This is a genomic window from Mumia sp. zg.B21 (genome assembly GCF_019550855.1).
Taxonomy (GTDB): Bacteria; Actinomycetota; Actinomycetes; order Propionibacteriales; family Nocardioidaceae; genus Mumia.
This window is the reverse complement of sequence record NZ_JAHWCJ010000004.1, coordinates 559,352-581,965: the sequence shown is the minus strand read 5'-3', so window position 1 is coordinate 581,965 and position 22,614 is coordinate 559,352. Positions and strand designations below refer to the sequence as shown.

At 70.1% G+C, this 22,614-nt stretch carries 20 protein-coding genes; 7 read left to right on the top strand and 13 right to left on the bottom strand.

The genetic code is table 11. The features are described 5' to 3' along the window. Positions 1 to 8: 8 nt before the first annotated feature. On the bottom strand, positions 9 to 2,114 hold the full coding sequence (locus KV100_RS18005; protein WP_220344458.1) for a sialidase family protein: 2,106 nt from the start codon (positions 2,112 to 2,114) through the stop codon (positions 9 to 11). Between the two features lie 103 nt (positions 2,115 to 2,217). Continuing rightward, on the bottom strand, positions 2,218 to 2,571 hold the full coding sequence (locus KV100_RS18000) for a hypothetical protein (protein WP_220344457.1): 354 nt from the start codon (positions 2,569 to 2,571) through the stop codon (positions 2,218 to 2,220). A 74-nt stretch (positions 2,572 to 2,645) separates the two neighbouring features. Here KV100_RS18000 and KV100_RS17995 point away from each other — a divergent pair, with 74 nt between their 5' ends. Next, on the top strand, positions 2,646 to 3,128 hold the full coding sequence (locus tag KV100_RS17995) for a DUF456 domain-containing protein (RefSeq protein WP_220344456.1): 483 nt from the start codon (positions 2,646 to 2,648) through the stop codon (positions 3,126 to 3,128). Positions 3,129 to 3,210: 82 nt separating this feature from the next. Then, positions 3,211 to 4,632: an HNH endonuclease gene (locus tag KV100_RS17990; protein ID WP_220344455.1), complete on the top strand. Its 1,422-nt coding sequence runs from the start codon at positions 3,211 to 3,213 to the stop codon at positions 4,630 to 4,632. Between the two features lie 34 nt (positions 4,633 to 4,666). Here the strand turns inward: KV100_RS17990 and KV100_RS17985 are convergent, their stop codons facing one another. From KV100_RS17985 to KV100_RS17975, 3 genes are all read right to left on the bottom strand, one after another. Next, complete coding sequence (locus KV100_RS17985) at positions 4,667 to 5,278, bottom strand: rhomboid family intramembrane serine protease (RefSeq protein ID WP_220344454.1); 612 nt, start codon at positions 5,276 to 5,278, stop codon at positions 4,667 to 4,669. 105 nt (positions 5,279 to 5,383) lie between these two features. Continuing rightward, complete coding sequence (locus KV100_RS17980; protein WP_308291475.1) at positions 5,384 to 6,706, bottom strand: RNA polymerase sigma factor; 1,323 nt, start codon at positions 6,704 to 6,706, stop codon at positions 5,384 to 5,386. Positions 6,707 to 6,911: 205 nt separating this feature from the next. Next, complete coding sequence (locus KV100_RS17975) at positions 6,912 to 7,310, bottom strand: universal stress protein (RefSeq protein ID WP_220344453.1); 399 nt, start codon at positions 7,308 to 7,310, stop codon at positions 6,912 to 6,914. Between the two features lie 142 nt (positions 7,311 to 7,452). Here KV100_RS17975 and KV100_RS17970 point away from each other — a divergent pair, with 142 nt between their 5' ends. Next, complete coding sequence (locus KV100_RS17970) at positions 7,453 to 7,911, top strand: hypothetical protein (RefSeq protein ID WP_220344452.1); 459 nt, start codon at positions 7,453 to 7,455, stop codon at positions 7,909 to 7,911. 32 nt (positions 7,912 to 7,943) lie between these two features. Here the strand turns inward: KV100_RS17970 and KV100_RS17965 are convergent, their stop codons facing one another. Beyond that, complete coding sequence (locus KV100_RS17965) at positions 7,944 to 9,416, bottom strand: glutamate--cysteine ligase (RefSeq protein WP_220344451.1); 1,473 nt, start codon at positions 9,414 to 9,416, stop codon at positions 7,944 to 7,946. Positions 9,417 to 9,468: 52 nt separating this feature from the next. Continuing rightward, the gene (locus KV100_RS17960) at positions 9,469 to 10,536 is read right to left on the bottom strand and encodes a DUF4192 domain-containing protein (RefSeq protein WP_220344450.1); all 1,068 of its coding nucleotides are present in this window, start codon (positions 10,534 to 10,536) and stop codon (positions 9,469 to 9,471) included. Positions 10,537 to 10,705: 169 nt separating this feature from the next. Here KV100_RS17960 and KV100_RS17955 point away from each other — a divergent pair, with 169 nt between their 5' ends. The 4 genes from KV100_RS17955 to KV100_RS17940 all read left to right on the top strand — a co-directional run bounded on the left by KV100_RS17955 (position 10,706) and on the right by KV100_RS17940 (position 15,937). Beyond that, entirely contained in the window at positions 10,706 to 12,067 is a 1,362-nt protein-coding gene (locus tag KV100_RS17955; RefSeq protein ID WP_220344449.1) for a DNA polymerase IV, read from the top strand. Next, a complete protein-coding gene (locus KV100_RS17950) occupies positions 12,064 to 14,217 on the top strand; it encodes a S9 family peptidase (RefSeq protein ID WP_220344448.1) in 2,154 nt (717 codons plus the stop codon). Before KV100_RS17955 ends, KV100_RS17950 begins: the two co-directional genes overlap by 4 nt. Before the next feature lie 66 nt (positions 14,218 to 14,283). Continuing rightward, on the top strand, positions 14,284 to 14,829 hold the full coding sequence (locus KV100_RS17945; protein WP_220344447.1) for a dihydrofolate reductase family protein: 546 nt from the start codon (positions 14,284 to 14,286) through the stop codon (positions 14,827 to 14,829). Positions 14,830 to 15,040: 211 nt separating this feature from the next. Beyond that, positions 15,041 to 15,937, top strand: coding sequence for an RNA polymerase sigma factor RpoD/SigA (locus KV100_RS17940; RefSeq protein WP_220347200.1), 897 nt, complete (start codon positions 15,041 to 15,043; stop codon positions 15,935 to 15,937). A 103-nt stretch (positions 15,938 to 16,040) separates the two neighbouring features. On the opposite strand, the gene KV100_RS17935 is transcribed toward KV100_RS17940, so the two are convergent. The 6 genes from KV100_RS17935 to KV100_RS17910 form a co-directional block, all read right to left on the bottom strand. Next, complete coding sequence (locus tag KV100_RS17935) at positions 16,041 to 16,922, bottom strand: NAD(P)H-binding protein (protein WP_220344445.1); 882 nt, start codon at positions 16,920 to 16,922, stop codon at positions 16,041 to 16,043. A gap of 11 nt (positions 16,923 to 16,933) precedes the next feature. After that, positions 16,934 to 17,545: a dephospho-CoA kinase gene (gene coaE / locus KV100_RS17930; RefSeq protein WP_220344444.1), complete on the bottom strand. Its 612-nt coding sequence runs from the start codon at positions 17,543 to 17,545 to the stop codon at positions 16,934 to 16,936. After that, positions 17,542 to 18,318 (bottom strand): lipoate--protein ligase family protein, encoded by a 777-nt coding sequence (locus tag KV100_RS17925; protein ID WP_220344443.1) that lies wholly within the window; start codon positions 18,316 to 18,318, stop codon positions 17,542 to 17,544. Before KV100_RS17925 ends, coaE begins: the two co-directional genes overlap by 4 nt. Positions 18,319 to 18,409: 91 nt before the next feature. Continuing rightward, positions 18,410 to 19,951 carry a 30S ribosomal protein S1 gene (gene rpsA / locus KV100_RS17920; protein WP_220344442.1) on the bottom strand — a complete coding sequence of 514 codons (1,542 nt, stop codon included), beginning with the start codon at positions 19,949 to 19,951 and terminating at the stop codon, positions 18,410 to 18,412. Positions 19,952 to 20,175: 224 nt separating this feature from the next. Then, positions 20,176 to 21,480, bottom strand: a complete 1,305-nt coding sequence (locus tag KV100_RS17915) for a M18 family aminopeptidase (protein WP_255561209.1) — start codon at positions 21,478 to 21,480, stop codon at positions 20,176 to 20,178. 40 nt (positions 21,481 to 21,520) lie between these two features. Then, positions 21,521 to 22,561 (bottom strand): DUF3068 domain-containing protein, encoded by a 1,041-nt coding sequence (locus KV100_RS17910; protein WP_220344440.1) that lies wholly within the window; start codon positions 22,559 to 22,561, stop codon positions 21,521 to 21,523. Positions 22,562 to 22,614: the final 53 nt, after the last annotated feature.

The window sequence follows — 22,614 nt, the reverse complement described above, 5'->3', positions numbered from 1 at the left end:
GCTCCGTGTCAGTGACGCACGCCGTAGGCCCAGCGCGGCAGCATCACCAGACCATCGATGACGGCGTCACCGCTGAGCCGAACGGGGCCGGTGCGGCGTTGGGTCGGTCCAGGGGCGGTCCTCACGACGCCGAACTTCCGACGACCCGCCGCCCCGATGAAGGTGGTGCCCTTCACGCCAGGCCTGTGGATGGTGATCCCCCTGCGCCCGGGCTCACGCTTGAGCACGACGACGACCTCCGAGCGCTTCTGGACCCCGCGCAGGGTCACGGTCCCTCGAGCGCGAAGCCTCGTCGCGCTCCCGTCGACGAAGCGCTTGTCGCGGAGCCGCTTCGTGCTGCCCGAGCGGGCGAGCGCACGGTCGTCGTACGGGCGCGCGGCGCACTGCTGGCGGGTCCACGCCGACACGTTCCCGGCGCGGTCGGTCGCACGCATCTGGACGCAGACGACCTTGCCGCGCGGCACCGCGAGGATCACCGAGCGCCGGGTCGTCCGCGCCAGAGCACGCGGCGTACGCCAGGCCCGCGACATCCGCGCGGCGGTCTGGGCCGTCACCGAGTAACGGACCTGGTACGAGGCGACGCTCGACTCGTGCTCCTCGGCTCCCCACCGGAACATCGCCCGGGACGTCAGCACGACCTCCTTCGCGCGCACGAAGGTGTGCACCGGCGGCACCTGGTCGAGGATCCAGCGCGCCGTGACGACGGGCGAGACCCGCCCCGCGGCGTCGATGGCCCGGACGCGGAGCTCCTGCTTACGGCCCGCCACCTCGGGCGACCAGCGCGAGATCTGGTGAGGGCTCGAGCACTCCTCGAACCCCGCGTTGCTGCCGTAGCCACACTCGTACGTGAGCCACGCGTCGGCTGCGTCGGCGTCGGTCGCGGCGAAGCGGACGACCTGGTTCGCCACCTTGGTCACTGCCGGCGGGACGGCCGTGAAGCGTACGGACGGCGTCCGCGTGTCCGGGAACGAGCGCAGGAGGGTCGACCCGTGCATCACGAGCGGACCGTTCGCGCTCACGGCGACCGCCGATCGCCCGGTACTGGCGAACTGCCGCACGTGGGCCGTCGATGACCACACCACCCGGCGATACTCGCCGATGCGGCTCCACGATCCGTCGCCCGTCGAACGGTGCAGGCTCAGGCCGTCGCCCCCCGCGAAGAACGTGCCCCCCTCGGCCGCGAGGTCGAGCGTCTGCGTGGCCGAGAGACTGGCGAGCTTCGTGGGGGTCGACCAGGTGACACCGTCCGTGGAGGTACGGACCTCGCCACGTCGGGACCCGCCCTCTGCGTACGACAGCCCGAGGGCGATCCGGCCGCCGGCCGTGATCGCGACCCGCGGCGTCGCGCCGCCCCCTCCCGCCACGACAAGCGAGTGGGGAGCACCCCACGTGGTCCCGGCATCGGAGGAGGCCCGTACGGACCAGGTGTCGGCACCGGTCGCGGACACGACAACAGCCTCGTCCCCGTCGACGTCGACGTCGAGCTGCCCGTTGCCCACCTCGACGACGCTCGGTGTCGACCAGGTTGCGCCGCCGTCGCCGGTACGGGCGACGAAGACGTCAGAAGCGACCCTGTAGGCCAGGACCGCCCGGTTGCCGGAGGCAGCGAGCCGCAGGTTCGTCGGGGATGCGGTCGTCGCGATCTCGACCTTCTGAGGCGTGCCACCCGTAGCGCCACCTGACCAGCGGTTGACCCGGACGACGGGCTTGCCCGAGCCGGCGCGACCTGAGCTCGCGGTGAGGACGTGCACCCCCGCGACGGCCACGATGGGCGCGCTCGCGCTGTCATCGACCGTGCGCAGCGGTCCGAACGTCCGTCCCGCGTCGGTCGAGATGCGCAGATGGCTCTCCGGACGGCACGACGTCCCCGTGCACGGCCTCCACCGGACCGCGACCACCGAACCGTCCGCATCCGCGGCGACCGCGTCATCCGTCTGCGGCGCCCCACTGGACAGGTTCGTCACCGCCCACCCGAGCGGGGCGATGGGGTCGGCGGCGGCCAAGGTCTCACCGCCAGCGCTTCCCGGCGCGAACGCCAGAGCCCCCGCCACCAGCACCCCGCCGAGCGAGGTCGCCAGGATTGCCGCGAGCCGCGGCCGTCGTCCGATCTTCACGTGACCCTCCAGTCAGGTCACGCCACCGTGACTCTCAGACGTTGTTCTACCGCACCTCGGGGGTCACCCGACAGGGGCGGGGGTAACGATTCGTAACAGCGTTTCAGAGACAGTCCGTACGCCCGAACTCGACGTCGTTGCCGGGTCCGTCCGGTGTGAACCGGTAACAGCGCTGCTCGATCTTCTGCTGCTGCCCGAGCCACCCGTCTCCCACGGTGCGCTCGTACCGGACCACCACGGCCAGGTCGTCTCCGTCGCGGGTGCCCTCGACCGCGACGACAAGCCCGTTGCGGACCCAGGTGCCCAGCTCCTCCCCCGTGTCGGCTCCCCGGAAGAGCCCGAGGTTGAGCCGGTTGCGGTCGAGGTCGGCCGCCTTCCAGTGCCAGGAGTGCTCACAGCCCGCAAGCGCCAGCGCGAGCAGCAGCACCGCCGCTGCCGTACCGAGTCTGCGCGTCACCCGTCCGATCCTGCGCCGTCCCCAGACCGGACGGCAGCGTCGTCGTACTCAGATCGCTCTGGCACCCTTCCCCCATGGGAACCCTCGGCACCGTCCTCGTCGGCCTCGCAATCCTCGTCGGGCTCGCGGGGATCATCGTCCCGATCCTCCCCGGGTCTTTGCTCATCTGGGCGGCGATCGTCGTCTGGGCGATCGCGGTGGGCGAGCCGACCGGCTGGGCCGTCCTCGGGGTGGCGACGCTCGTGTACGCCGTCGCCCTCGTGGTGCAGTACGCGATCCCGGGCAAGCGGCTGAACCGGGCCGGGGTTCCTGGACGCGCCATGCTCGTGGGCGGCCTGTGCGGGATCGTCGGCTTCTTCGTCGTTCCGGTGCTGGGCCTGTTCCTCGGCTTCGTGCTGGGCGTGTACGTCTTCGAGATGGGACGGCACCGGACGCACGCCGCCGCCTGGGAGTCGACGAAGCACGCCATGAAGGCGGCCGGCCTGTCGATCCTCATCGAGCTCGCGGGCGGTCTGGTGTCGGCGACGCTGTGGGTCGTCGGCGTCGTGTTGACCTGAGAGTTCCTGACCCGTGGTTGCGGGGTGGCCGCGCTGAGCACGTGCCCGACGCGTGTCAGACCGGCGCCCTACTATCGAACACATGATCGAACACGGGGTCGGAGCGGCGACCGCTGCGACGCTGCTCGACGCACTCTCCACCCGTGTCGAGCAGGTCGTCGTGCTGACACGTGCCGGCCTCTCTCGCACAGACGACGTCGACCGGGCCGCCGGCGCCACGGAGATCGACGTCATCCGTGCGTGCGAGGTGGTGGTGCGGATCGCCCAGGGCGTCCAGCACGACGCGGTCTCGGCCCTCGAAGCCCGCCGTACGGGCGCCGAGCCGAGCCAGGACCCGAGCGCTGCGCAGCCGCGGACGCGTTCGCTTCGGGCCGAGGTCGGGATGGCTCGCGGTGTGGGCAACGGCGCCGGTCAGCACAGTCTCGACGTGGCGATCGCGCTCCGTGACCACCCGATGACCCACGCGCTCCTCCGCGACGGAGCCATCAGTGCCTCCGTCGCCGCAGCGGTCTGCGCCGAGACTGCGCCACTCGACCGACGACGGCGTCGGCGCATCGACGAGCGAGTCGTCAGCGTTCTTCCCGGCATGTCCGTCCGCGAGGCCTCCGCGGCGGCGCGGCGCCACGTCCTCGCACTCGACGCGGCGGGCTGCGCGGACCGGGCCGACGCGGCACGAGCAACACGGCACATCCGGCTGCGCCGACTCTCGGACGCGATGGCCGAGCTGACGGTCCGCGCTCCCGCCGAGCAAGTGATCGCCGCATGGCGACGTCTCCACTCCGACGCCTTCCGGCAGAAGGCCTCGACCGATCCGCGGACGACTCGCCAGATCGCCGCCGACCACGCGATCGAGGCGCTCACCGGTGTCGACGTCGACACACCGGACGGCTCATCGACGCACGCACCGGCGGAGATCGGTCTGTTGATGAGGCCGGAGACCTTGTTCGGCGTCGACGACGCTCCTGGCGTCCTCGACGGCTACGGACCCGTGCCGGCGGCCCTCTGCCGGCGGTTGGCCGGACGAGAGGCGAGCTGGCTCCGCAGGGTCTTCACCGACGACCGCGGCGACCCGCGCGACGCCGACGAGAGACGGCGCCGCTTCCCAGCACGGATCGCGCGGCTGATCCGGACGATCGACGGGCACTGTCTCCGCCCGTTCTGCGACTGCGACGCCACCGACATCGACCACGTCGACCCGCACGGTGCTGGAGGGCTGACGACCGTCGACAACGCGCAGGCACTCTGTCGTCACGACAACCTCGTCAAAGAGGTGCCCGGCTGGAGAGTGCACGCCTCCACGGGGTCCGCGGCGACAGGCGACCGCACTCCCATCCCTGACACGGTCACGTGGACCACGCCGACCGGCCACCACTACGCCGCCCGGCGTCGCCAGCGGGTCGACCAGCCATGGCCACACCGGGCCGGGCGAGGGCGCGGCGAGCTGAGCCCACTCGAGACCCACCTGCGCGATCTCGTCAGCGTCCATCGACCAGACCGGCGGTGAGGGTAGCCGCACCCAGGAGCCGCGACGGCTGGACTCAGGAAAACCTCGACCGCTGGGGCTGTCGACGCTCGTGGTTGTCCCGCCGGCCGAGCCACCACGCCATGACGACGCCCGCGACGGCGCCCATGAGGTGTCCCTCCCAGGAGATGCCGGCCTGACCGGGGAGGATCCCACCGACGATGCCGCCGTACATCACGGCGACCACCACCGCGACGAGCACCGACAGCAGACGGCGTGTCACGATCCCCCACACCACGAGGAACGCCGCGTAGCCGTAGATCAGCCCGCTCGCTCCGATGTGCACCGTGTACGGGGCACCGATCAGCCACGTGCCGAGGCCTCCGAGGAGCACGATCCCGAAGGTGGCCGGCCAGAATCGGGACCGCGCCGTGTACGCGAGGAGGATCCCGAGCACGACGAACGCCGTCGAGTTGGCGATCAGGTGGTCGAAGCCACCGTGCAGGAACGGAGCGGCCGCGATGCCGTACAGGCCGTCGGTGTCCCGCGGGCGGATGCCGTGCTGGTCGAGGAAGACGCCCGGAAGCGCGTCGAACAGCTCCAGCAACCACATGGCGCCGAGGAGGACGAGCACCGGGATCGCGGGGCCGAGGAACGACCGACGGCCCGGTGTACGCGTCGTGGACATGCCCTCAGCGTATCGGCGTACGACAAGGCAGCTCACGCACGAGCGCCGCGTACGGGACCCGTACGCGGCGCTCGTGAACGCTGATTGTGACTGCTGAGTTATCGCTCAGTCGAGGTAGTCGCGCAGGACCTGCGAACGCGACGGGTGACGCAGCTTGCTCATCGTCTTGGACTCGATCTGACGGATCCGCTCGCGCGTCACGCCATAGACCTTGCCGATCTCGTCGAGCGTCTTGGGCTGGCCGTCGGTCAGGCCGAAGCGCATCGACACCACACCGGCCTCACGCTCGGACAGCGTGTCGAGCACCGCGTGCAGCTGCTCCTGGAGCAGCGTGAACGAGACGGCGTCGGCGGGGACGATCGCCTCGGAGTCCTCGATGAGGTCACCGAACTCCGAGTCGCCGTCCTCGCCGAGAGGCGTGTGGAGGCTGATCGGCTCGCGGCCGTACTTCTGGACCTCGACGACCTTCTCCGGAGTCATGTCGAGCTCCTTGGCGAGCTCCTCCGGCGTAGGCTCGCGACCCAGGTCCTGCAGCATCTGACGCTGGACACGGGCGAGCTTGTTGATGACCTCGACCATGTGGACCGGGATGCGGATGGTGCGCGCCTGGTCGGCCATCGCACGGGTGATCGCCTGGCGGATCCACCACGTCGCGTAGGTCGAGAACTTGAAGCCCTTGGTGTAGTCGAACTTCTCCACCGCACGGATCAGACCGAGGTTGCCCTCCTGGATCAGGTCCAGGAACAGCATGCCGCGGCCGGTGTAGCGCTTGGCCAGCGAGACGACCAGTCGCAGGTTGGCCTCGAGCAGGTGGTTCTTGGCGCGGCGACCGTCCTCGACGATCCACTCGAGCTCCTCGCGCACCGGTTCCGACAGCTTGCCGCCCGAGGCGAGCTTTTCCTCGGAGAACAGGCCAGCCTCGATCCGCTTGGCCAGCTCGACCTCCTGGCCGGCGTTGAGCAGCGAGACCTTGCCGATCTGCTTGAGGTAGTCCTTGACCGGGTCGGCGGTGGCGCCGGCGACGGTGACCTTCTGCTCCGGCTCGTCGGTGTCGTCAGCCGCGGAGATCGTGAAGCCCGACGCCTCATCCTCCTTGAGGGTGGGGTCGGTCTTGAGGTCCTTCACGAAGACCTCGTCGGGGATGTCCGGCAGGACCTTCTTGCCGTTCTCGTCGACGATGATCGCGCCGGCGGTGATGTCGACCTCGGTGGCGCCCTTGGCCGCGGTCTTCTTCGCCGGCGCCTTCTTGGCCGCCGTCTTCTTGGCGGCCGCGCTCTTGGCCGGTGCCTTCTTGGCCGCCGGAGCCTTCTTGGCAGGCGCGGCCTTCTTGGTCGCGCCCTGCGAGGCCGAAGCCTTCACCGTGGTGCGGGCGGATCCCGCCTCCGCCACGACCGTCTTGCGTGCTCGGCTATCGGGCGCTGAAACCACGAGATGACTCCCTAGGGGTGCTCGGACCAGAAGGTCGCTGCAGTCTTGAGGGCGCGATCAACCGGCCTCCCGTCAACCGCGGCTCGTCCAGTCTGCCACGCGCTGGGGGCGAACCACGAACCGCCTGGCCCACGATCTCGTACCGTGACCGAAACGCGACCTTTTCGACCAAGGACGGCCGCGTCGTCGACCCGCCAGTCGCCGGTCAGGCCTTGACGGCGAGCACCGGGCAGGTGGCGTCGAGCAGCACGCGCTGCGCGTTGCTCCCGAGGATCAACTTGCCGACCGGCGACCGGCGACGCAGGCCGATGACGATGAACTCCGCCCCGGTCTCCTCGGCGACCTTGATCAGGTCGTCGGCGGGATCCATGCCGCGGACCAGCTGGCGAACCTCGGAGTCGACGCCCGAGTCGGCGAGCTGCTCGCGGACGTCCTTGAGCTGGGCCTCGGTCCGGACTGCGTCATCGTCGTCGAAGTCTCGCCCGCCGCGGTGAGAGTTGACCACCACGAGGCTCGACCCCCGGAGCTTTGCCTCCTCCACGGCCCGCGCGAGAGCCGCACGTCCCTCTGCCTTAGGGACGTATCCCACGACGATCGTGCCCATCCTCGACCTCCATAGCTCGACGGTGCTTCGACAGTATCGTGATCCATGTCGCTCGACAGCCTTCCACCGCCCTCGGCGCCGCGTCACCCCGACGTGTGGACATCCGAGCTCCGGCGAGACGAGGAGGACCCACCCTGGGTCCATGCCCTCGCTTCCCTCCGGCCCGTCGGTCGGCATCCCTCCCGCGGCTGCTTCGCGGCTCCTCGACGCGCTCGTCGAGCGGTGGGTGCGGCGGGCGACCCCGCCGGACGGCGAGCCGAGACTGTCGCTCTGGTCGTACGACGCAGGGCACGCGTCCCTCGTCGGGCGCTGGTCGTCGTCGCCGCGCGTCGTCCAGCGACTTGACGCGTGGATGCGTGCCGACGTCGTCGATCGGCTCGTGGCCCCGGTCGCCGCAGGCACAGGACCGCGCGACCGCGTGCTCGTCTGGGAGCGCGCGGGTCGGCCGGAGGTACGCGGCGCCGACCTCGCCTGGTACGCGGCGTGGCGGACCTGCGCGCGCGGGGACGGTGAGGTGTTCCTCGTCGTCACGCGGGCGGGCTGGGTCAGCGTGCCTGACGCCACCGTCGGGCCGCGCCGCTCGCGTCGGACGGCACGGTGAACCGTCGACAACCCGCAGCGGGACGAGCGCGGTCAGTCCCAGGTGTGCACGGGCTCGTTGGTGTGCATCCGCTCGCGATAGTGCATCGTCATCTCGCGCAGCGCCTCCGTACGGTCGGTGCCGGCGCGTTCGTACAACGTGCGGAAGCGTTCGCTCTGCCAGGTCGCACCGTTGCGACCCGTCAGGCACCGCTGCTCGATGATGCCGAGGTACTTGTCGCGGTCGGAGGGGTCCACCCCCATGGCGTCCAGCCCGTCGGCCGCCATCGGGAGGAGACGACGGAGCACCAGCTCGGTCACACCGACGGTGCCGATGCCGGGCCAATAGATACTCGCGCCGATCCCGCCCCTCGCCGCACTCGTGAAGTTTTCCTCGGCCGCGCTGAACGACATCTGCGTCCAGAGCGGACGGTCGGCATCGGCCATGGCCCGGACCAGCCCGAAGTAGTAGGCCGCGTTGGCCACCGTGTCGACCACCGTGGGCCCGGCGGGAAGCACGCGGTTCTCGACGCGCAGGTGGGGGCGGTCGCCGATCACGTCGTAGATCGGTCGGTTCCACCGATAGATCGTGCCGTTGTGCAGACGCAGCTCCGCCAGTGTCGGCGGGTCGCCGGCGGCGAGGACCGCCTCCGGGTCCTCGTCGTCGAGGACCGGCAGCAGGGCCGGGAAGTAACGGACGTTCTCCTCGAAGAGGTCGAAGATCGACGTGATCCACCGCTCTCCGAACCACACGCGCGGGCGGACCCCCTGGGCCTTGAGCTCCTCCGAGCGGGTGTCGGTCGCCTGCTCGAAGAGCGGGATCCGGGTCTCGTGCCACAGCTGCTTGCCGAGCAGGAAGGGCGAGTTCGCGCCGAGCGAGAGCTGGGTGGACGCGATGGCCTGGGAGGCGTTCCAGTACGACGCGAACTCGGCCGGTCCCACCTGGAGGTGGAGCTGCACGCTGGTGCAGGCGGCCTCGGGCATGATCGACTCGGAGGTCGTGGTCAGGCGCTCCTCCCCCGAGATCGAGATCGCGATGTCCTCCCCGCGAGCGGCGAGGACCTGCTCCGAGAGAAGGGAGTAGCGAGGGCTGGCAGAGATCGTCGACGGGGTCATGTGGCCCGCCTTGAGGGTCGGCATGATGCCGATCATCAGCAGATGTGCGTCGACCGACCTCGCGCGCTTCTCGGCGTGGTTGAGGTCCTCGCGGATCGTCTTCTCGTAGTGGCTCAACCCGTAGCCGTCGAGGGGCCGGGGGTCGATGTTGATCTCGATGTTGAACTGGCCGAGCTCTGTCTGGAAGTCCTCGTCGGCGATCGCCGCGAGGACGTCCTCGTTGCGCAGCGCGGGGTTGCCCACCTCGTCGATCAGGTTGAGCTCGATCTCCACCCCGGTCATCGGCTGGACCGCGTCGAATCGGGTGTCGCGCAGCATCCGGGAGAACACGTCCAGGCTGCGCCGGACCTTCTCCCGGAAGGCGGTCCGGTCCTCGCGGGTGAAGACCTGGTCGTCGACCTCTTGACCCATCTCAGCCTCCTCGGCCTCGTGACCGCGTCGTCGGCGTGTCGCAGCACCAACACTATGAGAGGCCGGGCACCGTCCGCAGAACGTCGTCGGTGTCGAATCCCTCCCAGTGCGCCGGGTCGAGGCACTCGGTGAGCGCCTGCTGCACCAGGGCGGCCATAGAATATCTGGGCGCGACCTCGGCGACGCGGTCCAGCGCGCACTGGGCCTGTGCCCCGTCCCCTGCCAACCATGCCGCGAACGCCGCAAGCGTCAACGGGGCCGCCTGGAACGGAGCCACGGCGCTCACGGCGACCTCGCGCCACATCGTGAGGCTGGCGAGCGCGTTGGCAGGCGTGATCCTCGACCAGAGGACGTCGCGTACGACGACGAGCGACGTCCACACCGACAGCGCAGCCACGTCGTCGGGGACCAGGCGATGGCCGCTGCCGCTCCCCCCGCCGCCCGTCGCCGGTCCACCCGGCCCTGCGCCGAGAGCCGCATCCACCACCGGGAGGACGCGGGCGAGTCCACGGCGCACGGTCTCGGCGTCGCGCTGAGCAGCTCCGTGCGCCCCGACGCGGCCCAAGCCCTGCACCTCTCGCTCGGTCGCTCGCTGCGCCTCCTCGAGCGCACGACCCGACACGGGGGCGAACCGGCGTACGAGGTCGTCCCGGTCGGACAGCACCTCGTGGCCACGGAAGACCGCCTCCGCGAGCAGCGGGGACGAGGAGACGTCGCACGGCACCCCCTCGCGAGGGCAGCACGTCGGGTCCTGGCAGGAGTAGGAGTAGTAGCGCGTGCCGTCGTAGCGGACGGCGTCGGTGACGTGGACGCCGTCCGCGCGGAGCAGTCGGGTCATCGCGTCGGTGAGTGCCCGCGCACCCTCGTCGAGATCGGTGTCGGCGTAGGCGATCAGGGCGACCGCGTCCGGATCCTGGCGGAGCAGGTAGCCCACCAGCTGGTCGGCGGCGAGCTCGGCGGCCTCCGGCGGAGGCAGGTCGACCCGCAGCCGGAAGCCGGCACGGCCGGCAGGACCGTCGAGGCACACGGCCACCAACGAGTCGCGGGGGTGGAACCCGAGCAGGACGGGGACAACACCGATCAGGTCGGACAGGGTGCGAGCGCGCATCACATCGGTCATGCCGAGAGGGTGGGTCCTCGGAGAGCACTCGGGACAGGTGACTTCTGGCCTGTGGACACCGGCCGGTCGACACCGGCCTGTGGACACTCGCCCGTGAACACGGGCCGGTCGACACTGGCCTCTCGACACTGGCCGACGAGCCGTCCGCAGCCGGAGCGAGAATGGGCCCATGCGCCGCCAGGCCACGATCCTCCACCTCGACCTCGACGCGTTCTTCGCCGCCGTCGAGCAGCGCGACAAGCCGTCGCTGCGCGGCAAGCCGGTGGTGGTCGGTGGTCTTGGTCACCGGGGCGTCGTGTCCACCGCCTCGTACGAGGCTCGGCTCTTCGGCGTCAGATCCGCCATGCGGACTGCGGAGGCGCGCGCCCGGTGCCCGCACGCGGCCTATCTGTCGGGACGCTTCGACGCCTACCGTGCCGCGAGCCGGGTCGTGATGGGTCGGCTCCGCGAGATCTCTCCGCTCGTCGAGCCCTTGTCTCTCGACGAGGCGTTCGTCGACCTCGCCGCCGGTGCGGAGTCACGGCACCTCGACCTCGACGGCGTGACCGCGCTCGCCGAGCAGGTCCGCGCCGACGTCGCCGAGCGCACCGGCGGTCTGACCGCCTCGGTGGGTGTCGCCTCATCCAAGTTCCTCGCCAAGATCGCGAGCGAGCTCGCCAAGCCCGACGGGTCGTACGTCGTCGCGCCCGGCACCGAGATCGAGACGCTCGACCCGCTCAGCGTGCGTACGATCCCGGGCGTCGGCCCGGTGACCGCCGAGCGCCTGCGCCGGATCGGCGTCCACACGGTCGAGCAGCTGCGCCGGCTCGACCTCCTCGAGCTCACGTCCCTGCTGGGCACGGCGTACGGGACCTCGCTGCACTCGCTCGCTCGCGGAGAGGACCACCGTGGGGTGGTCGCGGAGCGCGAGACGAAGTCGCTCAGCGTCGAGGACACCTTCGAGACCGACATCACCGATCCGCGCGTCCTCGCCGACGTGGCGACCACCATGAGCCGTCGAGTGTCGGAGCGCCTGCGCGCCAACGGCACCTCCGGCCGTACGGTCACGCTCAAGATCCGTCATCACGACTTCGAGACCCACACCCGGTCGGCGACGCTCGCCGGGCCCACCGACGACGCCCGCGTGATCGCACGCACGGTGACGGGGTTGCTCGCCGAGATCGACACCTCGTCAGGCATTCGGCTGCTCGGGGTCGGCGTCTCGGGGATGGCCGACTGGGTCCAGGACGACCTCTTCCCGCCCGACGACGACGAGCTCGCGGCCGCCACCGGATCGACGGGTGCTGCGACCACGCTCGCCGGCGAGCCGGACATGGCGACCGCCGGCGCGGTCCCGCGTCCGCTCCGTGCCCGCTCGCGATGGGCCCCGGGCGCCGACGTGGTCCACGACGAGCACGGCCCGGGATGGGTCTGGGGGTCGGGTCTGGGGCGGGTCACGGTGCGCTTCGAGACGGCCACCACGGGGCCTGGTCCCGTACGCACGTTCGACGCCGAGGACCCGTCCTTGACACCCGGTACGGTCGAGCCATGAGCACGTCTTCCGGTCCGCGGCCTCCGGTCGCGCCGCGCCACCCCCAGGTCAGGGTCCACCACGGCGACGAGGTCGTCGACGACTACGAGTGGCTCCGTGACAAGGACGCGCCCGAGACCCGCGCCTATCTCGAGGCCGAGAACGCCTACGCCGCCGAGCGGACCGAGCACCTCGAGGCGCTGCGCGGGCGGATCTTCGACGAGATCAAGTCGCGCGTCCTCGAGACCGACCTGTCCGTGCCGGTCCGGCGCGGATCCTGGTGGTACTACGCACGCACCTTCCAGGGCCGCGAGTACGCCGTCCACTGCCGCTGCCCCGTGACGAGCCCCGGCGACTGGACGCCGCCCGAGCTCGGCTCGGACACGCCCGTCGAGGGCGAGCAGGTCCTGATCGACGGCAACACCGAGGCCGAGGGACACGACTACTTCGCCCTGGGCGCGCTCAGCGTGAGCCGTGACGGGTCCCTGCTCGCCTACTCCGTCGACACCGCCGGCGACGAGCGGTTCACCCTGCGGGTCAAGGACCTGAGCTCGGGCGCCCTGCTCGACGACGAGATCAGCGACGTGTCGTACGGCGCGACGTGGTCGTTCGACGCCGATCACCTCTACTACTCGACCGTCGACGACGCGTGGCGTCCGGACAAGGTGTGGCGGCACACGATCGGGACGCCCTCGGACGCCGACGAGCTCGTGTTCCACGAGACCGACGAGCGCTACTTCACCGGTGTCGGCGCGACCCGCAGCGATCGATTCCTCGTGATCGCCTCGGGCTCCAAGGTCACGACCGAGATCCGGGTGCTCGACGCGACCGACCCCACGGGCGAGTTCCGAGTGGTGGCCCCCCGGCGCGAGGGCATCGAATACTCCGTCGAGCACGTCGTGGTCGGCGGCGAGGACCGCTTCCTCGTGCTCCACAACGACGGCGCGGTCAACTTCGAGCTGGCGAGCGCCCCGGTGTCCACGCCCGGACCGGAGCACTGGCGTACGGAGATCCCGCACCGCGACGACACCCGTCTGGAGGACGTCGACGCCTTCGCCGGGTTCGTCGCGCTGAGCCTGCGACGCGACGCGCTCAGCCAGGTGGCCGTGATCACCCTCGACGACGACGCCCGACCGGGCGCTCCGCTCGGCGACCCTGTCCCCGTCTCGTTCGACGAGCCCTTGTTCACCAGCGGGCTCGGGCCCAACCGCGAGTGGGAGCAACCGCTCGTCCGCCTCGGATACACCTCCTTCGTCACACCCGAGACCGTGTACGACTACGTCGTCGCGACGGGTGAGCTCCTCCTCCGCAAGCAGCAGCCCGTGTTGGGCGGCTACGACCCCGCCGACTACGAGCAGCACCGGCTGTGGGCGGTCGCGCGCGACGGCGCGAGGGTGCCGATCTCGCTCGTCGCTCGCAAGGGCGTGGCCCGCGACGGGAGCGCTCCGGCGCTGCTGTACGGCTACGGCGCCTACGAGTCGAGCATCGACCCCGGTTTCCGCGCGACACGGCTGTCGCTGCTCGACCGCGGGGTGGTGTTCGCGGTCGCCCACGTCCGCGGCGGCGGTGAGATGGGGCGCGGCTGGTACGAGGACGGCCGCCTCCTGCACAAGAAGAACACCTTCACCGACTTCGTCGACTGCGCTCGTCATCTCGTCGCCGAGCGGTGGACCACGAGCGAGCGCCTGGTGGCGGAGGGCGGTTCGGCCGGGGGCCTGCTGATGGGTGCCGTGGCCAACGACGCCCCGGACGACTTTGCCGGCATCTTGGCGGTCGTGCCGTTCGTGGACGCGCTGACCTCGATCCTCGACCCCTCGCTCCCCCTGACGGTCATCGAGTGGGACGAGTGGGGCGACCCGCTGCACGATCCCGAGGTCTACGCCTACATGAAGTCCTACACGCCGTACGAGAACGTCACCGCACAGCGATATCCCAAGATCCTCGCGATCACCAGCCTCAACGACACCCGCGTGCTCTACGTCGAGCCCGCCAAGTGGGTGGCGCGTCTTCGTGCCGTCGCCGGCGCAGACGTGCTCCTCAAGACCGAGATGAGTGCGGGACACGGGGGCGTGAGCGGGCGGTACGAGTCGTGGAAGGAGCGGGCGTACGAGCTCGCGTGGGTCATCGACACCCTCGGCGCGGCTCACGAGCCGCTCGCCGTCCGAGACTGAGGAAGGACGTCGGCGAGACTGACCGACCGGGCCAAAACTGTCGGTGCTGTCCGGGACGATCAGCCGATGACCCGGACGATCTACTACACCGCCAGCAGCCTCGACGGATTCATCGCCACGTCCGACCACGACCTCGGCTGGTTGCTCTCCCAGCCTGTCTCGGAGGACCTCGCGGGTGAGATGGAGGGTCTCACCACGCGCTTCGGGGCGATGGTGATGGGTTCCAGCTCCTACGAGTGGATCCTCGACCACGAGAGCCTGCTCGACAACCCCCAGGCCTGGCCCTACACCTCACCGAGCTGGGTGATGACACATCGCGACCTCCCGCGGGTCCCGGGGGCCGACATCCGCTTCGCCCAGGGCGACGTGGCGGCGGTCCACTCCGAGATGCTCGCGGTCGCCGACGACAAGGACGTCTGGGTGATCGGCGGGGGCGAGCTCGCCGGCCAGTTCGCCGACGCGGGTCTCCTGGACGAGCTCGAGGTCTCGTACGCTCCCGTCACGTTGGGCTCAGGCCAGCCGCTCCTCCCCCGGCGCCTCGACCTCACGCTGCGTGACGTTCGTCACGACGACCCGTTCGTGATCGCTCGATACGCGCTCGCCCACCCCTGAGCGGCCCGTGGTTAGGGGATATGGCCTAAGAAACACCTGAGACCGGCACCTTTAGCACGCTCTGTTCGTCTTTTCCAGTGCCAGACGGAATCGACCGGCGGCTGATCGCGTTGTGATGGATCGAGCCGAGAACGAAGTGAAGGAGCTGGTCTGCGTGACGACAGCAACGACTCAGGTGCGTGAGCGCGCCGAGGGACGAGACAGCGTCGGTATGTACCTCGACGAGATCTCGCGCACCCCTCTGCTCGACGCCGCCCGTGAGGTCGAGCTGAGCAAGACCATCGAAGCCGGACTCTTTGCCAAGCACCTCCTGGCCGAGGGTCGCGTGGGCCGCAAGAAGGGCGGAGCCCCGAAGTCGGCGACCCAGGAGGAGCTCGAGTGGATGGTCGCCGAGGGTGAGCGCGCCCTCGACGAGTTCATCACCGCGAACCTGCGTCTGGTCGTGTCGATCGCCCGCAAGTACGGTCGCTCGCAGATGCCGATGCTCGACCTGGTCCAGGAGGGCAACACCGGCCTGATCCGGGCGGTCGAGAAGTTCGACTACCTCAAGGGCTTCAAGTTCTCCACCTACGCCACGTGGTGGGTCCGCCAGGCCATCACCCGCGGCATCGCCCAGCAGGGCCGTGTCGTGAGGCTCCCCGTGCACGTCGTGGAGGAGCTCAACCAGGTGGGTGCCGCTCGTCGCAACCTCGAGCGCAAGCTGGGCCACGAGCCCGACCCGGCTGAGATCGCCGAAGAGCTCGGCATGCAGGTCGAGCGGGTGATCGACCTCATCTCGTGGGGTCGCGATCACGTCAGCCTCGACTCCCCGGTGGACGAGGACGGTGACACGTCCCTCGGCGACCTGGTCGCCCGCGAGACCCAGCCCGGCCCGGACCACGCGGTGCTCGACACGGAGTCCCGTGACCGCCTCTCGGGTCTGGTGGAGCACCTCGGCGAGCGCGAGGCCGACATCATCCGCTGCCGTTACGGTCTGCTCGACGGCCGCCAGCACAAGCTCGCCGACATCGGCAAGCGCCACGGAATCTCCGCCGAGCGCGTCCGCCAGCTCGAGCGAGAGGCGATCCAGCGTCTCCGCAAGATCGCCGACCCGGATCTCGCCGCCTGACGGGGGCGCAGCGAGTCCGCAGACGAACGGGCCGGTGTCCGCGACCGAAGGGTCGAGGCGCCGGCCCGTTCGGGGTCCCAGGCACCGCGCTGCCCCGGCGAGGTCAGCGAGGGGCAAGTGCGGGACGGAGCTCCTCGTACGCCCAAGCGGCCAGCGTCGTCGGCGTCGTGGTCACGGCGTCCCTGGCCTGCTCGGGGACGAATCCGTCGCGGATGCCCGACGTCATGCCCACGATCCCCTGCGCAGCCCTCTTGCCGAGACCGACCGACGTGAGCATCGCGAAGAGCTCGTCGTCCTCGACGTGGTGCACGGCCACGGGATGACCGGTGACGTCGCTCACCGTGCGCGCGACGTCGGAGAACGACAGGTCCTCTGGTCCGTGCACACCCTGGATCCGTCGCCCCGGCCGTCCGCTGAGCAGGTTAGCGGCCACGACGTCGCCGATGTCGCGCGGCGCCACCCACGGCAGCCGGCGATCGGGGGCCATCGCCGTCAGGAGCACACCACCACGGATCGCGTCGATGTCGTCGAGCAGGTTGGTGAAGAAGTAGCCGCAGCGCAGGACCAGCAGGTCGACGCCGGTGGCGCCCAGGATGTCCTCCGCAGCGCCCAGCCCGTCGATGAGTCCGACGCCCTGCCGGCGCTCGGCTCCGACGCTGCTCTGCAGCACGAGCCGCGAGATCGTGTTGCGCCGCACCGCGTCGGCGGCGTGCTCGGCGAGCTCTCGTGTCGAGGCATTGGGGTCGTCGACGGTCAGGTCGGTCGGATCCACCCAGAACAGGGCGTCGACGCCCTCGGTCGCGCGCACGACGTAGTCACGGTCGTGCAGGTCTCCCTCCCTCACCTGCACGTAGGGCAGGAGGTCAGGGTCGAGTCTGGCCGCGTCTCGCAACAGGAGGACGGGCCGCGTGCCGGCCTGGACGAGCAGGCGCACGACATGCGCCCCGACGTGACCGGTCGGCGTTGTCACAGCGAAGGTCGTCATGCGATCTGACGCTATCGGCGGTGTCTGACAACCTCTGGGCTCAAGCGCGTGGTCCAGAGCTGCTCCACCTCGCGCGCGAGGTCGTCGAGCGAGCCGGTGTTGTCGATGACGACGTCGGCCGCCGCGAGTCGGTCATCACGTGACGCCTGAGCCGCGATCCGGCTCGCGGCTTCCTCGCGCGACATGCCCCGCTGGGTCACCAGGCGCTCGATCTGGACCTCGACCGGAGCGTCCACGACGACGACCAGGTCGAAGCGAGAGGCCTGCCCCGTCTCCACGAGGAGAGGGACGTCGTGGACCACGACAGCATCGGGCCCTGCCTGGGCCTCGAGGTCAGCGCCACGAGCACGGACCAGCGGATGGACGATGTCCTCGAGGTCTCGACGAGCCGACAGGTCGGAGAAGACCAGCGCGCCGAGCGCCGGACGGTCGAGCTGCCCGTCGGCGGTCAGCACATCGTCGCCGAAGCGTTCGACGACCGCAGCCAACCCCGGCGTACCAGGCTCGACCACCTCGCGCGCGAGCACGTCGGAGTCGATGATGACAGCGCCGCGGTCTCGCAGCAGGGTTGACACAGCGCTCTTGCCGGAGCCGATCCCCCCGGTCAGACCGACGCGGATCACGCGGTCCGCCGTGCGCCGAGGTCAGCGCCCACGCGATGGTCGCTCTTCAGACTCTCCGCACGCTCGCGGGTCGCGTCGTCGAGCGGGACCACGTCGACGCTGGTCATGCGGTCGTACGCACGCAGCAACGTGCTCGCCACCGTGTCGACGTCGAGGCCGGGCACCTCTTCGTAGACCGCGCCCACCGAGCGGCGGCGCATGGGCAGCTCCAGGCGGTTGTGGATCACCGGCAGCGCCGCGCGGAGCATCGGGGCGTCTCCGAGGACGATGACAGCGCTGAACAGCCAGGCGCCTCGCACCACGCGCTGTGCGGTGCCGACCAGCTTGACGAGGCCGCGTGCGTTGACGCTGTAGTCGCCGGGGCAGTACTCCCCCGGGACAGCACCGACACGGGCATCGACACCGAGCTCGCCGAGGACCGAGGTCAGGAGGACCCCGTAGTCACGGAACCGGTCACGCATCCCTGTGCCCGGGTCGGGGTCGGGGCTGACGTGGTCCACGACCAGGGTCTGCTCGGTGTACGCGGCCACCCGGCCGCCCGCACCGCGGATGATCGGCTCGAAGCCGAGGGCACGACAGGCCTGCGCCGCAGAGGCGAAGCCAGGCCGGCGGACGTCCGAACGTCCGAACGCCGCGGTGGGGCCCACCGGGACGCTGATGCGCACCGTCGGCCCGATCTCACCGTCGGACGCCTGGCGGAGCAGGGCGTGCGCGGTCGCGACGTCGGTGACCGGGTCGTGGTCGACCGGCCGGGGGTCGAGGATGAAGCGCACGGGCACAGGCTACCTACCGCCCGTGGGACGCGACGAGGCCCCCGCCCAGATGGGCAGGGGCCTCGTGCAGCATGTCAACGGGAGCGGGTGATCACTCGCCGCCGGTCAGCTTGTCGCGCAGTGCCTGAAGTGCCTCGTCGGAGGCGAGCGCACCGCCGGTCGACCGGCCGTTGTCCTGCGAGGACGACGACGAGGACGACGAGCTGCTGGAGCCGCCGCCGGTGCTGCCGCTGGTGCTGCTGCTGGCGCCACCGGACGAGTACGACGAGCCGCTCGCGGCCTGCTGGCCGGCCTCGCGGGCCGAGGCCTCGGCGTCCACGATCTGCTTCTTGTGGGCCTCCCAGCGCGAGTGGGCCTCGGCGTACTGCCGCTCCCAGGTCTCCCGCTGGTCGTCGAACCCCTCGCGCCACTCGCCGGTCTCCGGGTCGAAGCCCTCGGGGTAGATGTAGTTGCCCTGCGCGTCGTAGGACGATGCCATGCCGTACAGCGTGGGATCGAACTCGTCGGCGTCCTGCGCGACCTCGGTCTCGTTGGCCTGCTTGAGCGACAGCGAGATACGACGACGCTCGAGGTCGATGTCGATGATCTTGACCATCACCGAGTCACCGACCTGGACGACCTGCTCGGGGATCTCCACGTGGCGCTCGGCCAGCTCGGAGATGTGCACCAGGCCCTCGATGCCCTCCTCGACGCGGACGAATGCGCCGAACGGGACGAGCTTGGTGACCTTGCCCGGCACGATCTGACCGATCTGGTGGGTCCGGGCGAAGTGCTGCCACGGATCCTCCTGGGTCGCCTTCAGCGACAGCGAGACGCGCTCGCGGTCCATGTCGACGTCCAAGACCTCGACCGTGACCTCGTCGCCGACCTGGACGACCTCGGACGGGTGGTCGATGTGCTTCCAGGACAGCTCCGAGACGTGCACCAGGCCGTCCACGCCGCCGAGATCGACGAACGCACCGAAGTTGACGATCGACGAGACGACGCCCTTGCGGATCTGACCCTTCTGGAGCTGCGTGAGGAAGTTCTGGCGGACCTCGGACTGGGTCTGCTCGAGCCACGCGCGACGGGACAGGACCACGTTGTTGCGGTTCTTGTCGAGCTCGATGATCTTGGCCTCGAGCTTCTGACCGACGTACGGGGCCAGGTCGCGGACACGACGCATCTCCACCAGCGAAGCAGGGAGGAAGCCGCGGAGCCCGATGTCGAGGATCAGGCCGCCCTTGACGACCTCGATGACCGTGCCCTCGACGACGCCGTCCTCTTCCTTGATCTTCTCGATGTCGCCCCAGGCGCGCTCGTACTGCGCCCGCTTCTTCGAGAGGATCAGACGTCCCTCCTTGTCCTCCTTCTGGAGGACGAGGGCCTCGACGGCGTCTCCGACGGAGACGACCTCGTGGGGATCGACGTCGTGCTTGATGGACAGCTCCCGCGAGGGGATGACACCTTCGGTCTTGTAACCGATGTCGAGGAGCACCTCGTCCCGGTCGACCTTCACGATGATGCCGTCGACGATGTCACCGTCGTTGAAGTACTTGATGGTCTTGTCGACCGCTGCGAGGAAGTCCTCCTCGCTGCCGATGTCGTTGATCGCGACCTGCGGCGCGGGTGCTGCCTGGATGCTGCTCGTCATATGGGATTGAGCTCCGATGGGTGGATAGGAGTTGTGCGGGGGGCTGCGGACCCGGATCGCAGCGTGCCGGTCGTTGCCGCGTGAGAACCTCGTGCGGTAGGACTGGAGACGCTGGCGAGCACGAACCCGCTCGGTCTGGGGCCGTACGAGTCCACAACGCACATCCAGGGTACGGGGTCGTTCGTCACACGGTCAACGCGGGCTAACACACGCCCGCGGACCACTCAGTACTCGGGGGCCAGGAACGCCGCGAGCGCGTCGGTGTACATCGCCGGGTCGGCCGCTCCCATCAGCTCCCTCGCCGCGTGCATCGCCAGCTGCGGGGCTCCGACGTCCACCGTGGTCATGCCGGTGCGGGCGGCCGTCAACGGACCGACGGTTGACCCGCAGGGCAGGTCGGCGCGGTGCTCGTAGCGCTGGAGCGGGACGCCGGCCTGCTCGCAGGCGAGCGCGAAGGCGCCGGCGCCCGACGCGTCCGTGGCGTAGCGGAGGTTGGGGTGAACCTTCAGGACGGGACCGCCGTTGGGGAGGATCCGGTGCGACGGCTCGTGGCGGTCGGCGTAGTTGGGGTGCGTCGCGTGAGACATGTCGCCCGACGCGACGACGGACCCCGACACCGCGCGATGGTAGTCGTCACGCGTGCCGCCGGCGGCGAGGACGATGCGTTCGACGACGGTCACGAGGAGGTCGGAGTCGGCGCCGCGGTCAGAGGTCGAGCCGACCTCCTCGTGGTCGAAGAGGACGAGCAGCGGAACGACACCCTCGGTTGGCTGGTCGACCACGTCGAGGAGGGCGGTCGTCCCCGCCCAGCACGTCGTCTGGTTGTCGAGGCGAGGAGCCGCCAGCAGGTCGGCCTTCCGGCCGAAGACCTGGCTCGGCACCAGGTCGTGCGTCATGATCTCCCAGCCGAGGAGCGCGTCTGTCTCCACATCGAGCCGGCCGGCGACGTCGGCCAGGAGGTCGGCCTTCTCCCCCACCCCGTAGATGCCGTCGAGATGACGCTGCGGGTCGAGCGCGACGCCCTTGCGGTCCTCCGAGAGGTGGATCGCGAGCTGGGCGACGGTGAGCACCGGTTCGTCGATGCGGACCAGCAGATGCTCCGCGCGCCCCCCGCGCCTCACGGTCACCCGACCTGAGAGGCCGAGCTCGCGGTCGAGCCACGAGTTGAGCAGCGGGCCGCCGTACGGCTCGAGGGCCACGGTCTCCCAGCCGGCGCTGGAGCGGTCCGGGCGCTGCTTGACACGCAGGTTGGGAGAGTCCGTGTGCCCCCCGACGATCCGGAACGCCGACTGAGGTCCAGCCGCCGACTCGGTGGACCAGGCCACGACCGAACCGCCACGGACGAGGAAGTAGCGTCCCTGCTCGGTCGGCCAGGCCTCGGTCTCGCGAACCTCGACGAACCCGGCCGCCCCGAGTCTGCGGGCCACCTCCGCGCAGAGGTGGAACGGACTCGGGGAAACGTCGACGAGCGCGCACAGGTCCTGTGCGCGCTCGTCTCGTGGGCTGGGGTCAGTGCTCTGCGTCGACATCGCCGTCATCGTAGCCAGCCGCTACGACAACGTCACACCGCTAGGCCTTGGCGGTCGACGGCTCGGCCGGCGAGTCCTCGTCGGACGAGGTGTGCTTGGGCGTCGAGTCGTCACCGTCGCGGCGTCCCCGGAGCAGCAGCAACGCACCGGCGATGATCAGCAGTCCGCCGAGGATGGCGCCGACCAGCGGGATGGTGGTGCGCACCATCCCGAGGAGCGAGGCCTTCGTCTTGTACTCGTCGACCGTCGCCTTGACCGTCTCGTCGTCGTAGGCCAGCTCCGCGTCGGTGATCGTCGCGCGAGTCTCGCCGTCGACGTCGAGCGTCGCGAGCTGGGCCTCCTGACCCTTGATGATCACACCGGTCTCCGGCTCGACCCACAGGGTGCGAACGTTGCCGTACATGCGGTCGGCGACCACGGTGGACGCCTCGGGCATGCCCACGAGGTTGCCCGGGACCTGCTGCTCGGCGATCTTGGTCGGCTCGATCGTCTGGACGAACTTGTAGACGGTGAGGCCCTCGAGCTCGTCGGTGCCCTCGTACTTGGCCGGCACCGCCTTCTTGAGCGAGCCGTCCCAGAAGTCGAGCGACTCCTTCTGCGTGTTGAACGGGAACTTGAAGTAGTTGCCGAAGAAGCTGAACGGCTCGATCTCGACGCCGGTGCTCTCCGTCTTGGCTCCGGCCCACCGGACCGTCTCGCCGGTGTGGCGGTCGAACGGCACCACGTCGCGCGTGCCGCTGAGCGCCTCCTCGGCCGGCGTGCCCGGAGGCGCCGTGTAGGAGAGCGTGTCCCACACCGCGACGTCCTTGTCGAGCTCGTCACTCGCATCCTTGCCGGCCTCGACCTGGCCGACGACGACGCGACGGGACTCGAGCGGACCCGACTCGATCACGGGGCCGCTCGGAGCGGCGACGTTCAGGTAGGACGCGTCCTTGCCCTCGGCAGTCTTGGAGACCGTCGTGGACTCCTGGTCGAGCGGCACTACGGCCAGCTGGTCGTACGCGTACGTCTTGGCCAGAACGGCCAAGACCAGAAGGAACGCGCCGATCACAACAGCAGCGAACCCGGTCTTCTTGCCCACGTGAACTCCCTCACAGTCGATGAGACGCGGCAGACACTACCAGCCGGTAGCGC